Raw genomic sequence first — 15,121 nt, forward strand, 5'->3', positions numbered from 1 at the left:
GCATATACAGAGAAAGACGGCCGCTGCTATAATGGATCATGGCAGTGGTCTCTTTTCGCCTATACCGAATGTAAGGGTCTCGAATACCGTGATGCTAAGGTTTTCTTAGAGATTCGTGAATTGGGTAATGATATATAGACATGCAGTTGAAATGGAGGGAAACACCATGAAGTGGAGAAGATTATGGTCGCTTCGGCGCTGGTCGCACGTATTCCAGCGGATATTCGGTTACTTGACCTCTTCCCAGGTTGCGCTAGGGGACAAGCTGTTATTCCTGATTCCGGTTGCGCTGTACTGGGTGCTGCCGGACTTGATGCCTCTGCTGCCGATTGATGATATCGGATTTACGATGCTGCTGATGAACTGGTTTGTATCCCGTGTCGAGCGCAAATACCCGAGTCTGCCCAGCTAGACAATAGGGTGCATGCAAGCGTGCCTGATAAGCGGAATTCAGGCTCCGGAATCAGACAGGGCCCTTGCGAAAAAGTCGGCTGGGGTCTACAATAACATATTGAATGAACCATCCGTGAGGAGATGAATATACGTGAAATGTAAAATTACCCGCAATGCGGCCAAGGTTATAAAGCGAGAGCTGGACAAGGAAGAGAACACGGGCAAGAAACTTCGCGTCGTGGTTACCCACGCGCATGGAGATCATGCCCATTACGGGCTCGACATGGATACACCTAAGGAAACGGATGTCGTTGTCTCCACAGATAAAGAGATCGACGTCATCTTGGAGGCTGGACAACCCTTCCTGGACGGTGTCAAAATCGACTATCTTTATTTCCCTGAGGAAGGTTTTGTGATTACAAATCCGACCCAAGGCAATCACGGCGACCACTAGGTCACTTCAGAATGAAGAAGGTAATATTCCATGGCTAACGATATCCGCGTCTGCGAGAAATGCAGACACACAAGGTTGAAAACAATGATCCCGAAGATTCAGAAATTGGTCCCGGATGCCGATATTAAGATCGGCTGTAAATCCTATTGCGGTCCATGCGGCAAACGCGCGTTTATTTATATTAACGGCCGCTATGTCAGCGCACCAACAGAGGATGAGGTGCTGGCGAAGGCGTTAGCGTTTGTCAAATAATGATCCATATGCATTCAAGTTGAAGTATTCACGGAAATTCCCATCCTGCGGGTATAGTTCCTGACTCAGCCATCCATGCTAAGAGGGCAACAGGAACCAACAACTATTGAAGGGAGTTTCCGTCATGAACAGTCACGATTCCAGTCTTCATTCCAACAGTCCCAGCAACAGTGCGCTTGATTCCGTGGAGAAGCTGCACCGTGCCGTATCTTCGGCATTGTCGCATCCGACGGACCAGTTAATTCAGCAAGCGGAGAATTCGTTGTCCCACACAGAACGCGCGGTCGATCAGGTGATCGAACAAGGGAATCCGAACGCCGTTGAATTGGCGGAAGAGTTGTTAGGTGAGGAGCAGGAGCGTCTGTCCAAGCTTCGTTCAGCTAAAAAGTAGTTATAAATCCTGTGCAGCCCGTTTAAGAGCCTGTAAGCTCTTGAACGGGTTTTTTAATATTTTTGAATCAAATATATATCTTAGAAATATATACTTGATTCCGATATATATTTCTGTTAAATTCATGTCATGGATAGAACAAGTCTAATTAAAGGACATTTGGAGATGTGTGTGTTGGCCATTCTGAGCAATGGCAAGAGTTACGGTTACGAGATTATGAAGGAGCTTGAGAAACATCAACTGAAATTGAAGGGAGTAGGCAGCATTTATCCGATCTTGTCGAAGCTGAAAGACCAGAGGTGGGTCACGGATACAAGAGAATTTAGTGATAGTGGTAAGTACAGAGTGTATTATGAAATAACGCCAAATGGAAGGGTATTTCTGGACAACAAGATTCAGGAATGGCAGGAGCTGCAACAGGATATTCGGTCACTGTTATCAGCGAATGTGCAGCTATATGCAAACGGCGAGGAACGGGAGAGCGGGAGATCATGACACTATCCTATGAAGAAGAACAATTTATAACCATAGTCCGTCAAGAATTGAAAAACTACGATATTACGCCTCATCAGATGGAAGAAATGGTAGCCCAAATTCAGGAACACTTGGAGGCATGCAGGGAGCACGGAGAGATGGGACTTCAAGATTTGGACTCTCCCATTATTTATGTCAGAGACTATGCAGAGGTACAAGGCTTTTCAAGAGTAAGTGACCCCAGTCAATCCACCCCTGCTCCGAAAGACTCCGGAGAGCGAACCAGCACAGGAAGGTTGTGGGGATTTCTGAAGTATCCGCTTATTTTTGCTGCGGTATACGTCATTTGCCAGTTGGCATTTTCCTTCTCATTAACAACGGCATGGGTAAATGGGTATGAGATTACGGGCTTCCATTTACTATATCGGATATCTGATCAGACGTGGTGGAATATGCTTCTGATATTATTCAGCCTTTTGATATCTTCTGTTATTACGCTGGTGGCCTATGTTTATGACAAAAGAAAACATCGACGTCCTTTCCCGGAAACGGAAGCTGGGAGCGTAACATGAGAAAGAAGTGGATGTTTACGATCTTGTCCGTACTGGTATTCCTGTTTCCAACATTCGATCATGCAGTTGAAGCGGAAGATGCACGATTTGGAAAGATTGATCTGTATATGAAAGAGATGATGGAGGAATACAAGATTCCTGGTCTTTCTGTTGCAGTCGTGCAGGATGAGGATATTGTGTTTACGAACAGCTATGGTGTAACTGGGGAGGGCAACGCTGTCAGTTCCAAGACCCCGTTCTTACTCGGATCAATTTCTAAATCCATGACGGCTTTGGGGATTGTTCAACTTTTGGAGTCCGGTCAGGTGGATCTGGATGGGTCTGTTGGAGATTATCTTCCGTGGTTTACGGAGGAAACTTCTCCCGAGGTATCATCGATAACGATAAGACAATTGCTGGCACAAACGAGCGGCTACAGTACATTTACGGGCTTGGAGTATTCCGATGTGGCTGCCAAGGAGGCTTCTACCTTGAAAGAGAATGTTCGTAATCTCTCCAGGGAGAAGCTTAGCAAGGCGCCTGGGGAAGAGCATCAATACAGTAATGCCAATTATATGATTCTGGGTGCTATTCTGGAGGAAGTGTCCGGGCAATCCTATGCTGATTACATGGAGAAGCATGTGTTTGGACCGCTGGGTATGAGCATGGCTGCGGCGGATGAGAAGCGGGCTGCCCAGACCGGATTTGAGAAGGGGTTTCAATCCTGGTTTGGTTATCCTAGAGTAAGCAGTATACCGTATGATAACAGCGGTGCTTCATATGGTTACATCACAGCCAGCATTGACGATATGGCGCGTTATCTCCAGTTTCTGCTTCAGGAGAACGAAGGCTTGATCCGCCGTGAATACAAGGAGCTGTTCCTGTCACCACTGGTCCAGTATAGGACTGATCGTGCCTATGGATTAGGCTGGAGAATAAGTGAGACAGACCAAGGGGAGGCCATGTTATGGCATTCAGGATCAACACCTGAGGCTCGCGCGGAGATCTTTTTTATCCCGGATCGGGGTATGGGTGCCGTCATTCTGAGCAACAAGGACCATATTCTTGAGGAAGCCAGACTAATACAGGTATCAAAAGATCTGAGGAGCATAATTGATGGGCAAGACCCGAAGCCGCTTTCCGTGGGGACCCATCCATTGATTTGGCTGTTAGCAGGAATATGGATCATCTTGATGATCATCGTTGTATGGATGCTTATCATAACGAATAAACGTAGCTTTAAGCTACACCTTGCTCTTCCGTTTAGCTTGATTCTCTTTGTTATTTCAGGTGGTATCATTCCACTGTTTACGAGTTTGTCAAGTTCGCCGTGGAACTCCATCCGTCTTTTTGCACCCGACATTGCCTACTTGACGCTGGGGATCGTTGCCTGCGTTGCAATCATGGGACTCTTGCTCTTGTACGGAGCGCTTGTCAGCTGGAGAAGACGTCAGAAGTCAATATCCCATCGGGCTTGAATTGTGAGCTGTATGGAGCAGCTAGAATAAATGACTTTATGCGCGTGATCAGTTGCTGCAGCATATTAAAAATACCGGCAAAAGTAATACAATTCAAATAAACCATAGCGGTGCTCAGGATGTTACTCACGCCGTTATGGTTTATTTTTTATTGTGGACGCTTGATAAAAGATATGGGCGAGCGAAATCGTTCTGGCTTCCGGGCTTTCTTGCGATCAACCAGCAGGAACGATTCGTACATGGAGCGGCTTCAAACGCAAAAAGGGCTTCCCGCAAGATCTAAGATCTTTTGAGAAACCCTCGTTTTTGCAAAGAGAACAAAGGTAAGGATGCCTGGTCTGGCTGCCTTGTTACTTCGTTTCTGCTCCGCCCTGTGTTTTGAATTGCTTCAGCAAATCATACGTTATGACTTGATCCGATATCTTAAGCTGCTTTTGCGTCTCATCATATCCATCACGACATGCCTGGATGTCGGTTGGCTGACGCGTCACCAGATCATAACAGGTTCCACCTTCAAGCCCGGCCGTTTCGGAAGGCAGGTAGAACACCTTTTCATCGGAAAAAGCGCCGCTGCGAAGCGGAATCAGACGCGGCTCCTCATCAAACAAATGACTTCCGATCCAGTAATACGGCTCGCTAGGCACACCCAGCAGATGCAGGATGCTCGGCGTCACGTTCATCATGCCGGCGGCATCTGAATATACTCCCGCATTTTCGCCGTCCGGCAAGCGGATCAGCAGGGGAACCTGGTTCATGATTTGTTCCATGTCGAGCGCGTTCAGCTCCCGTCCGAGGAACTTCTCGTAGTCCGCTTTGTCCTTGATCGAATTGTCGTGGTCGCCGTAGATGATCAGCATGGTGTTATCCCATAATCCTTGCTCTTTCATCTGGTCCACGAACTGGCCGAAAGCTTCGTCAACATAATGGATCGACTGTAAATAATCCCCGAACATCGTGCCTTCAAAAGCACCTGTATCCAGCTTCCGGGCATCCTTCGGCACATAATACGGATGATGGCTCGTTAACGTGATCAGGAAGGAGTAGAAGGGCTGCTTGATGCTGTCCATCTCATTCAGCGATTGCTCCAAAAACGCTTTGTCACTGAGTGACCATCCCAGCACATCGGTCATATCAAAATCTTTTTTGCTGTAAAACCGATCATACTTCATTTCCCGATACATCGTCGTCCGGTTCCAGAAGCTGCTGTCATAGGCGTGGAAAACATTTGCGGCATAGCCCTGTTCCTTCAGAATCTCCGGAAGGGTATCGTATTCACGATCGGCATACCGCGTAAACACGGAACCCGTGGGCAGCGGCAGCAGGGAACTGTGTGTGACAAAGTCCGCATCGGACGTTCTTCCCTGTCCGGTTTGATGATAAAAATTGCTGAAATACATGCTCTCTTTCATCAATCGGTTGAAGTTCGGCGTGATTTCCTGACCCTCGACGGACTGGCCAACGACAAAATTCATGAAGGCTTCCGTCTGAATCGTAATAACATTACTGTTTTTATACTTGCCAAACCAAGCGTCAGAACCGGATGGCTTCATACGTTTGGCATCAAACCAGGCCTTGACCTGATTGACCTCCTCCTCAGCCAGCTTGGGCTGACCAATCAGGTGATCCCGGCCATATCGGTAAATATCATATCCATGGAAGCCGATCAGCCCCGTCACGTTATAAAGCGTGATATTCCACCAATTGCCCTCAAACAAGCCTACCGCCCATGTATCCGAAGCTCTTTTGATAGGAACAAAAGTCATGACAAGACCAAGGGTGAGAACGAGCGTACCTGTTACCAAACGGCGATTGATCCGCTTGTGACGCTGCTGGCGTTGTTCACCAGGGAACAGGTAACCATTCGTGGTCGATCTCCGTTTGCGGAATACCATGACTGCCGTAAACGGAACGATGATCAGCCAATCCAGGAAAAAGAACAGGTCATACCCGTGAATAAGAGAACGGATGCTGTCTCCGAGGGAGCCGACTTGCCCGGCCTGCAGGAGCACCGGTACCGTGATGAAATCATCGAAGTAACGGTAGTAGATCAAATCGGCGTACAGGATGCCTGTCCACAGCAGATTCAGTAAAGTTAGAGATGCGAGCCTGCCTCTTGGCGGAAGCCAAAAGGTCCAGAAGGAGACCAGCAGAAGCGAGCCCACGGCTATGATATAGTCTGCTTGATCAAGCTTCATATTGGAAATATGGAGATGATGATCCAGCAGGATGAGCTTGTACATCATAAGGACAAGGAATAATAAATATCCGGTATACCGGTAATGGAGCCCTTTGGAGGCCCGTCTTCGGATATCAATCCATGAATGGGATGAGAGCAATGGCATATCCTCCTTCACCAGCATTATTCTTTAGATTATAGTTTGGGCCGGCATGAATTCAAACGGAGCCCTCGCAAAAAAAGCCGCCCGTGGGCGGCGATGGAAGTAGGATCATTATATTATTCTGCCGGTTTATTACGCGGCGGCAGGGGACCCAGATATTGATAGTACTGGCATTCAATCCGGCCATTGAACAGCTTGCGGCGCTTGTCTGCCTTGCGGCCGAAGTAATGCTCGAACTGTTTGGTCGGGCTCAGTGCGAAGAAGGACCAGGTCGGAAGCGAGTGCGTCACAGATCCGAGCTGGCGGATCAGACGTTCAACCTCCTCTTTCTCGCTCAATCGTTCCCCATAGGGCGGATTGGTTATGATACATCCGAATTCACCTTCAGGAATGGCCTTGGCTGCAGGAAGAACGTTGAACTCGATTTCTCCGGCGAGACCGGCACTCTTGGCAGACGCCCTGGCGACTTCGATGGCTTTCGGATCGATATCGCTCCCAGCAATCTGCAGCGGAATATCGTCCTTCACAGCGTCAAATGCTTCCTCGCGCGCATCTTCCCAGAGGTCGTTCCCGATGATATCCCAATGCTCGGACGGGAACGAGCGGCGCATGCCGGGAGCGATGTTCCAGGCCAGCATAGCGGCTTCAATCAGAATGGTGCCTGAACCGCAGCACGGGTCATACAGCGGGCGATGCGGTCCCCAGCGGCTCAGCTGCAGCAGAGCGGAAGCCATAGTTTCCTTCAGTGGAGCTTCCGTTACCAGCTTGCGGTAACCGCGTTTATGAAGGGCAGGTCCCGTCGTATCGAGCGTCAGTATGGCGCGATCCTTCAGCAAGGACACTTCAACTACATAACGGGGACCGTCCTCGGGGAACCATTCCGTACGATGCGAGAGCTTCAGCTTCTCCACGATCGCTTTTTTCACGATACCTTGGCAAGCAGGAACGCTGCTAAGCTGCGATTTATGGGATCGGCCTTCCACAGGGAACTCGCCATCCGCCGGAATCCATTCTTCCCATGGAAGGGCCTTCGTTCCTTCAAACAGCTCATCAAAGGTGAAAGCCTTGAACTCACCCATTTTGACGAGGATACGATCTGACGTACGGAGCCACAGATTACAGCGGCAAATATCAATCAGGTCACCCGTAAAGGTAACTCTACCATTCTCTACTTCCATGTCCGTGTACCCGAGCTCTTTCAGCTCGCGGGCAACAACGGCTTCAAGCCCCATCGGGGCTGTCGCGATCAATTGTAATCGAGGCATTAACGATGTCAACTCCATTTAACATGTGTACGGCGATAGTCGCCGCCGGTTCAATCTATATAGTATAGGCGATTGCATTGACTAAGACAATTATCATATGATAGATCTCGTTAGGTTTAACGGGAAATAAGGTATGCTACTAAGAAAAAGGAGGCAGCTTCATTGCTTACGACCCCTGATGATTATGTTAACCAATTATATCCTGAAGATGAAGAGCTTCAGCTTGTGATAGAGGCCATTCGCGAACATGGCATGCCCGAGGTTTCGGTGGCACCGGCTTACGGTCGGCTGCTGACCCTGCTCGTACAGACAGCCGGCGCACGGAATACTCTTGAGATCGGTGCGCTTGGCGGATACAGCGGAATCTGTCTGTGCCGCGGGCTTCCTGCTGACGGTAAACTCACTTCACTGGAATTGAAGGAGGAGTACGCGGCGCTTGCGGGCACTCATCTGGAGAAGGCCGGCTTCAAGGATCGGGTGGAATACCGGATCGGTCCGGCTGCCGATAGCCTGGCAGCTCTGAAGCGGGAAGGGCGGACATTTGATTTTTTCTTTATTGATGCGGATAAGGAGAATTATCCTCTATACTTGGAATATGCGTTGGAGCTTGCAAATCCGGGTGCCCTGATCGCCGGGGATAACTGCTTTTTGCGGGGAAGAACGTTGAATTCGGAGAAAAACGGACCTTCGGTTCAGGCGGTACGCCGCTTTAATGAAATCATTGCTACCGACGAGAGGCTGGTTAGCACGCTGCTGCCTGCCTATGACGGGTTGATCCTTGCACGCGTTAAATGATTAAACACACCATGATGTTGTGTACTGAACGATAAGATGAGCATGGGAAGGAGTGCAGCCATTGGACTGTCGACTGGAAGTCAGATTTGGGCCAGTGTATGAATTCTTTAACAGTATCCACACCTATATGTGTCCGTATGCCGTGGATATATGCAAACAGCAGATCCCTGATTTCAGGGAGGTTTCCACAGGTCATTTTGCTGCTTGCCATCTGATCTGATTCATAACAAAGGGGCTGTCCTCGGGTCGATTGTGACCACGGACAGCCCCTTGCAATTTGGAGCGATATTGGAGCGGTGCCATCAGGAATTGTATATCTAACGGTACTTGGGCGAGGGTTTGTCTGAGAACAGCTTCCGCCTCACCCAGATCATGTTGATGATCAGCAGGCAGCCTGAAGTAATAAACAGCCCCTCAATTCCGATGAATCCGGACAAGAACCCGCCGATCACTGCTCCGAGCATGTTGCCAAGCGCAAGTGAGCTTGTGTTGAAGCCGAAGGAGCGGCTTTCCATGCCGTCGGGGGTATAGGAGCGAATCAGCGCGTTGACACTCGGCAATAATCCGCCCATAAAGACCCCCATCATAAACCGTACGATGATGAGCTGCCATACGGACTGCACAAAAGCCTGCGGGATCAGCGTAAGTCCCGTTCCGATCAAGGCATACGTCAAGATCCGGTGTGCCCCGACCTTGTCGCTGAGCTTGCCGAGAATCGGCGAGGCGATCATGTTCGAGAGCCCTGTCACCGCTACAACGAACCCGGCCCATATGGCGATATCAACCGCCGACCCATGCAGCTTCTGAACATACAGCGGAAGCAGCGCCATTGGACTGATCATGGCGAATTGAAGCAGGAACGTGACCGCGAACAAGGACGGCAGCTGCGGAATGTGGCTCAGCTCCTTCAGTCCGGCGATAACCGAAGTCTGAGGTGCCCGGGCCGCCTGCTCACGGTTGAAATTCTCTTTGACGAGGAACAAAGCGAGCAGCGAAGCTGCAAATATCAGTCCGCCCGTAATATAGAAGATTGGCCGGAACCCGACCCAACTGGCCATGAGTCCGCCAATTAATGGACCGAGTATCGTGCCGGCAACTTGTCCGGACTGCATGATGCCCATGGCAAATCCCATCCGGTTCTTTGGCGTGGTCCCCGATACGAGGGAGATAGCCGCCGGGTTAAATCCCGATATGGTACCGTTCAGAAGACGGAGAACGAGCAAATGCCACGGATGGGTGGCAAAGCCCATACACGCAATGACAAGCGCCATGCCGAATCCGGAACGCAGCAGCATCAGTTTACGACCGTACTTGTCCGCGACTTTTCCCCAGATCGGCTGAAAAATGAATGATGTCAGGAAGTTGGCTGCGAATATCAATCCTGCCCATAGTCCTATTTCCCGGTCCCCTACAACATTCAGGTCCTGCGCCAAATACAATGTCAGGAACGGGGTGATCATCGTCATCCCGGAGTTGACCAAAAACTGTCCGAACCAAAGCACAATGAGATTGATTTTCCAATTGGTCAATGTGCCCGTCACTTCCTTTCTAAGCTGTCGAGCCCGGAATGAACCGGACGAATGGAGTCTTACCCTAAAATTGCCGTTCTTCCAGTATAACATATTTGAAAAATGCCAAAAGCTAACAATGTCATAAGATTGTCATGCGATTTTCATAGGATGTCCATGTAAGACGGTTGTTACTTACTTTTAAAAAGGGCATAATGTTCTATAGGAAACTTTATACACTGATGGGGGCCGTAATCATGACCTATAACGATCAATTTATCCGCGCTTGCCGTAAGCAGGAAGTAAGCCATGTTCCTGTGTGGTACATGCGACAAGCGGGACGCTATGACCCGGAGTATCGAAAGATCAAAGAAAAGTACTCCCTTCTGGAAATATGCAGTCAACCGGAGCTGGCGGCTGAAGTAACCTTGATGCCGGTACGGAAGCTCGGTGTGGACGCAGCTATTTTATATTCCGATATTATGAATCCCGTTGCATCGATCGGGGTAGACTTCGATATTGTGAAAAATATCGGGCCTGTGATCGACAATCCGATCCGATCTGCAGCGGACGTAGAGAAGCTTCGCCCTATTGATGTGGAAGGCGATCTTGGACATGTGCTGGAAACAATCCGCATCTTGCACAAGGAGCTTGAAGTACCGCTGATTACATTTGCCGGTGCTCCGTTTACAATTGCCAGCTATCTGATCGAAGGAAGACCATCCAAGAACTATCTGCGTACGAAAGAGCTCATGTACAGCGAGCCGAAGGTATGGTTCTCCCTGATGGATAAACTCGGAGACATGGTGATTGCTTATTTGCGCGCCCACGTAGCGAACGGAGGGAAAGCGTTTCAATTGTTCGACAGCTGGGTGGGGGCCTTGTCCCCGCAGGATTTCCAAACCTTCGTGCTTCCTACCATCAAGCGTATTTTTGCAGAGCTTCAGGATCTGCACGTTCCGAAAATTTATTTTCCTGGCGTAAGCTCAGGAGAGCTGCTGCCTACGCTAACGGATCTCAGCGTTGATGTGATCGGCTTGGATTGGAGAGTGTCCATTGCAGAAGGACGCCGCCGTTTAGAGCATAAATATGCTGTTCAGGGTAACCTGGACCCGACCGTGCTGACCGGACCGATGCCGGTCATTCAGCAGTATGCGAAGGAGATCATCGATCAAGGGATTCAGGAGCCGGGCTTTGTGTTTAATCTAGGGCACGGTTTATTTCCGGAGGCTTCCCTGGAGAAGCTGCGTGAGCTGACATCCTACATCCATGAGTATTCGGCACAGGCACTACAGGCAGGTGCACAACGTTCTTAAAAGGTGAATATTTTATTAGTCAGAGGTGAGATGGTATGAAGAACAAGATTGGTGTATTGGTTATGTCCTACGGCACACCTGAGAACATGGAAGGAATCGAGAGTTATTATACCCATATCCGTCGCGGAAACAAGCCGACGGAGGAGCAGCTCAAGGAGCTGACCGACCGCTATGAGGCGATTGTTGGAGGTGTGTTTCCGCTCCGTGAGAACACAGATCGTCAGGTTCGGACGCTGCAGGATACATTAAATGTAGATCCGCGCAGTGCCGACCTTGAATTTGTATGCTATCAGGGATTGAAGCACGCTGCCCCGTACATTGAAGACGGTGTTGAGCAAATGGTGCAGGACGGCATTAAGGAAGCTGTCGGCATCGTGCTTGCTCCCCATTATTCCACGATGAGTGTGGGTTCCTATGTGAAGCGTGCTCAAGCCAAAGCGGATGAGCTGGGACTTCAGATTTCGTTCGTGGAGAGTTATCACATGCACCCGAAACTGATCGAGGCTTTTGCAGACCGCGTGTCTGCCAAGCTGAATCAGTTCGAAGAGGCAGGCGCTGATCGGGACAGCGTGAGAGTGCTGTTTAGCGCGCACAGTCTTCCTGAGCGTATCTTGTCCGTAGGAGATCCTTATCAGGAGCAGCTGCTTGAGACTTCTAAAGCCGTAGCCGAAAGAGCTGGCGTGAAGAAATGGCAGTTTACTTGGCAAAGTGCGGGCCGGACAGCCGAGCCTTGGCTTGGCCCGGATATTCTGGACACACTGCAAACTCTGAATAAAGAGGAGCAGGTTGAGGATGTACTGGTTGCACCGGTCGGATTCGTATCAGACCATCTTGAGGTATTGTATGATCTGGATATCGAAGCCAAAAGCATTGCCAAGGAAATGGATATGCGGCTTGAGCGTATCGATTCGCTGAACAGCGATCCGCTCTATATGGAAGCGCTCAGTGATTCCGTGATCACACTGATTGGACTGTAAAGCCGTTATTCGCAAAATTTGAATATGAAACATGGATATAGAACTCCCCGGTGACGGGGGGTTCTATTCTTTGCCGGGAAGCTGGTATAATGGGGGGAGCGACTTATTGCGCTATTGCGCGATCTCATAAGTGAATAAAGGAGTGACCTATGCAACTGTCACGATCAGAGAAGAGCAAGGCCGAGAAGAAGGCCCGTAAGCAGCGAACCGGACAGGTTTGGATCATACTCAACCTATGTCTGATTTTGATGATTGCTGCTTTGCTTGTCTATCATTTTAAATTTAGAGAAGATCCTGTTCAGCAAACGGCACATCTGCCTGGTATGCCGGAATTTGGCGTGGAAGGGAACGATCCGGATCAGCCGGGTTCCGGGCAGCAGTCCGGCGGCGAGGGAACGGATTCAGCCCACCCGAATACGGATGAGCCCGATGAACAATGGGATCCCGATACATCCGAACCTGCAGACAGTGGAGCCGATGAACCAGCCGGCACCAATGACAACCAACGGGTGATCATGCATTTTGCCGGGGATACCTTATTCTCTGGTAAAGTGGAGGATGCGCTGAAGAGACATGGGTATGACTATCCATACAAGCACTTGGGCACCGCATTCCTGGAGGATGATTTGACCGTTCTCAATCTGGAGACCCCGGTCACGACCGGGGGAGTTGGCGCGGCCAATAAGAAATTTGTATTCAAGTCCTCGCCTGAGGTTTTGCCTTCCCTTCGAGAAGCAGGGATAGAAGCTGTTAATCTGGCTAACAATCACATTCTCGACCAAGGTCAGGAAGGACTTCTGGATACCTTGAAACATCTGAAGGACCATGATATCCGCTATGTTGGAGCAGGCCGTAATGAAGAAGAAGCCTTTGCGGCACAGTATTTCGAGCTGCAGGGCATGACGGTTGCACTGCTTGGATTCAGCCGTGTCCTCCCGGAGACGTCCTGGTATGCCCTGGAGAACAGGCCGGGCGTAGCGGGGGCCTATGATCACGTTCTGCCGAAGGCGGTTGAAGCGATTCAGGACGCGCGTTCCAAAGCCGATCTGGTCGTTGTGATCGCCCATTGGGGAGAAGAGCTTCACAAGACGCCAAATTCATACCAGATCAATCTGTCGCGTGCGTTCATTGACGGTGGAGCGGATCTGATTATCGGAGGGCATCCGCATGTGCTGCAGGGCTTGGAGCAGTATAAAGGCAAATGGATCGCGTACAGCACCGGCAATTTTATATTTACCAAATCGGGGAATGCCGATACGTGGGGCACTGCCGTATTCCAAGCCTCGTGCAGCCGTCAAGGAGACTGTGACCTGAAGCTGACGCCATACCGAACGGAGATCGGACAGGTCATTCCGCTGGAAGGCGAAGAAGCTCAAGCTTTGCTACAGGAGGTACAGAACCGATCCATCGGCGGTGTCAAAATAGCACCGGATGGTGAAGTTATAACAGGTAAAACAGTGGAATAATGTTAATTCGTTAACAGTTACACCAAGGAGGTCCCACCATGAACAATTTATGTGTGGCTCACCGGGGATTTTCCGGTATCGCACCTGAAAATACGCGCGCAGCCATTCAGATGGCGATGGATGAGCCTTTTGTGCACTGGATGGAAATCGATGTGCAGCTGACTCAGGATGGAGTCCCTGTAGTCATACATGATTTCAGCGTAGATCGTACGACAACAGGCCGGGGCAAGGTGAAGGATCTAACTTGGCAGGAAATCCGGAGAATGGACGCTGGAGAATGGAAGGGACGTCAATTCAGGGGGGAGCAGGTTCCTTCACTGGATGAAGTCTTGCAGCTTGTCAAAGGACGATTGAAACTTAATATCGAGCTCAAGACGAGCGGAGATATGTATCCAGGTCTGGAAGAGGCTGTGCTGGAGCGGGTCCATGCTCACCGGATGCTCCCGGATGTGGTGCTCACCTCCTTCGAGCCGAAAGCCTTGATTAAAGCGAAGGAACTGGATCCCGAAGTGAATACAGGACTTATTATCGATGCTCATCCCCGTAATTTGTTATCACGCTTGAAGCAAATGAAATGCTCTTTTTTATCCATCGGTTATTCTCATCTGGATGCAGCCTTTGCGTCGGATTTGGTGAAGAATGGCATCACCCCCATGGCGTGGACGGTGGATGATGCGAAAAGTATGAGATCACTGGCAAGAATGAATCCGGCCATCATGATCTGCACGAACCGGCCCGATACTTGGGGTCAGATTTTTATTCATAAAATTGCACCAAAAGTTCCATTCTGGCGAAGAAAATGGAGGTTTTAATGTATGTGTGCCCTAGTCAATAACGTATATTGCGTTGGTCGTAATTATCAATTGCATGCCGCCGAACTCGGCAATGCCGTGCCGGAAGAACCGATGATCTTTCTCAAGCCTTCCCATGCGGTCGTTCCGCTGGACGGAAGCGTGCTGCAGCTGCCCCTGGATCGCGGCAGTCTTCATTTTGAAGGGGAGCTTGTCATTCAACTCGCGGAGGATTACTCTCCAGGGATGACGGTTGATGAGCTTGTAAAAACAATGGCCCTTGGCATTGATTTCACACTGCGTGACGTTCAGACGGTGATTAAGGAGAAGGGGCATCCATGGACCGCGGCGAAAGCCTTCAAATCCTCTGCGCCCCTTACCCCATCCATAACATTCCCGGGAACCGCAAAGCTGGCGGCTACGGATTTCACCGTATTGAAGAATGGCGATGAGGTGCAGCGGGGGAACGTGAAGGATATGATCTTCTCCCTTCAGCGCATTATTGATTATATTGGCGAATTTTATGGTCTTGGCAAAGGGGATTTAATCTTCACGGGAACGCCGGCAGGTGTCGGTCCAACTGAATCGGGGGATGTATTCGAGTTATTCTGGGGAGACATCCGTCTGGGCCGCTGCGAAATCGGGTAATCTGGCAAGCTATCATGGGAGGG

16 protein-coding genes are annotated in these 15,121 nt (G+C 49.9%); 13 read left to right on the top strand and 3 right to left on the bottom strand.

Annotated features, from left to right (window positions below; genetic code table 11):
* Nucleotides 1-166: 166 nt before the first annotated feature.
* The 7 genes from B9D94_RS07835 to B9D94_RS07865 all read left to right on the top strand — a co-directional run bounded on the left by B9D94_RS07835 (nt 167) and on the right by B9D94_RS07865 (nt 3,993).
* Nucleotides 167-412, top strand: coding sequence for a hypothetical protein (locus tag B9D94_RS07835; protein WP_006211736.1), 246 nt, complete (start codon nt 167-169; stop codon nt 410-412).
* A 132-nt stretch (nt 413-544) separates the two neighbouring features.
* Nucleotides 545-847: a hypothetical protein gene (locus B9D94_RS07840; RefSeq protein WP_006211735.1), complete on the top strand. Its 303-nt coding sequence runs from the start codon at nt 545-547 to the stop codon at nt 845-847.
* A 30-nt stretch (nt 848-877) separates the two neighbouring features.
* Nucleotides 878-1,099 carry a YuzB family protein gene (locus tag B9D94_RS07845; RefSeq protein ID WP_006211734.1) on the top strand — a complete coding sequence of 74 codons (222 nt, stop codon included), beginning with the start codon at nt 878-880 and terminating at the stop codon, nt 1,097-1,099.
* Nucleotides 1,100-1,223: 124 nt separating this feature from the next.
* Nucleotides 1,224-1,490: a hypothetical protein gene (locus B9D94_RS07850; protein WP_006211733.1), complete on the top strand. Its 267-nt coding sequence runs from the start codon at nt 1,224-1,226 to the stop codon at nt 1,488-1,490.
* A 129-nt stretch (nt 1,491-1,619) separates the two neighbouring features.
* Complete coding sequence (locus B9D94_RS07855; protein ID WP_148246767.1) at nt 1,620-1,985, top strand: PadR family transcriptional regulator; 366 nt, start codon at nt 1,620-1,622, stop codon at nt 1,983-1,985.
* Nucleotides 1,982-2,536 (top strand): hypothetical protein, encoded by a 555-nt coding sequence (locus B9D94_RS07860; RefSeq protein WP_006211731.1) that lies wholly within the window; start codon nt 1,982-1,984, stop codon nt 2,534-2,536. Before B9D94_RS07855 ends, B9D94_RS07860 begins: the two co-directional genes overlap by 4 nt.
* Nucleotides 2,533-3,993, top strand: a complete 1,461-nt coding sequence (locus B9D94_RS07865; RefSeq protein ID WP_051449254.1) for a serine hydrolase domain-containing protein — start codon at nt 2,533-2,535, stop codon at nt 3,991-3,993. The genes B9D94_RS07860 and B9D94_RS07865 overlap by 4 nt, the downstream gene beginning before the upstream one ends.
* Before the next feature lie 350 nt (nt 3,994-4,343).
* On the opposite strand, the gene B9D94_RS07870 is transcribed toward B9D94_RS07865, so the two are convergent.
* On the bottom strand, nt 4,344-6,329 hold the full coding sequence (locus B9D94_RS07870; protein WP_148246768.1) for an LTA synthase family protein: 1,986 nt from the start codon (nt 6,327-6,329) through the stop codon (nt 4,344-4,346).
* Between the two features lie 119 nt (nt 6,330-6,448).
* Nucleotides 6,449-7,597 carry a THUMP domain-containing class I SAM-dependent RNA methyltransferase gene (locus B9D94_RS07875; RefSeq protein WP_006211727.1) on the bottom strand — a complete coding sequence of 383 codons (1,149 nt, stop codon included), beginning with the start codon at nt 7,595-7,597 and terminating at the stop codon, nt 6,449-6,451.
* Between the two features lie 162 nt (nt 7,598-7,759).
* Between B9D94_RS07875 and B9D94_RS07880 the strand changes: the two genes are divergently transcribed.
* The gene (locus B9D94_RS07880; protein WP_148246769.1) at nt 7,760-8,392 is read left to right on the top strand and encodes an O-methyltransferase; all 633 of its coding nucleotides are present in this window, start codon (nt 7,760-7,762) and stop codon (nt 8,390-8,392) included.
* 317 nt (nt 8,393-8,709) lie between these two features.
* Here B9D94_RS07880 and B9D94_RS07885 read toward each other — a convergent pair whose 3' ends face one another.
* Nucleotides 8,710-9,921 carry an MFS transporter gene (locus B9D94_RS07885; RefSeq protein ID WP_006211725.1) on the bottom strand — a complete coding sequence of 404 codons (1,212 nt, stop codon included), beginning with the start codon at nt 9,919-9,921 and terminating at the stop codon, nt 8,710-8,712.
* A gap of 236 nt (nt 9,922-10,157) precedes the next feature.
* Between B9D94_RS07885 and hemE the strand changes: the two genes are divergently transcribed.
* The 5 genes from hemE to B9D94_RS07910 all read left to right on the top strand — a co-directional run bounded on the left by hemE (nt 10,158) and on the right by B9D94_RS07910 (nt 15,098).
* Nucleotides 10,158-11,216 carry a uroporphyrinogen decarboxylase gene (gene hemE, locus B9D94_RS07890; RefSeq protein WP_148246770.1) on the top strand — a complete coding sequence of 353 codons (1,059 nt, stop codon included), beginning with the start codon at nt 10,158-10,160 and terminating at the stop codon, nt 11,214-11,216.
* Nucleotides 11,217-11,251: 35 nt separating this feature from the next.
* Nucleotides 11,252-12,193 carry a ferrochelatase gene (gene hemH / locus B9D94_RS07895; protein ID WP_063480229.1) on the top strand — a complete coding sequence of 314 codons (942 nt, stop codon included), beginning with the start codon at nt 11,252-11,254 and terminating at the stop codon, nt 12,191-12,193.
* A gap of 149 nt (nt 12,194-12,342) precedes the next feature.
* Nucleotides 12,343-13,659 (top strand): CapA family protein, encoded by a 1,317-nt coding sequence (locus B9D94_RS07900; RefSeq protein ID WP_076150980.1) that lies wholly within the window; start codon nt 12,343-12,345, stop codon nt 13,657-13,659.
* A gap of 38 nt (nt 13,660-13,697) precedes the next feature.
* A complete protein-coding gene (locus B9D94_RS07905) occupies nt 13,698-14,471 on the top strand; it encodes a glycerophosphodiester phosphodiesterase (RefSeq protein ID WP_006211721.1) in 774 nt (257 codons plus the stop codon).
* A gap of 3 nt (nt 14,472-14,474) precedes the next feature.
* Complete coding sequence (locus B9D94_RS07910) at nt 14,475-15,098, top strand: fumarylacetoacetate hydrolase family protein (RefSeq protein WP_006211720.1); 624 nt, start codon at nt 14,475-14,477, stop codon at nt 15,096-15,098.
* The last annotated feature ends 23 nt before the right edge of the window (nt 15,099-15,121 follow it).

Source organism: Paenibacillus sp. Cedars (assembly GCF_003184205.1).
Classification (GTDB): domain Bacteria; phylum Bacillota; class Bacilli; order Paenibacillales; family Paenibacillaceae; genus Paenibacillus_AQ; species Paenibacillus_AQ glucanolyticus.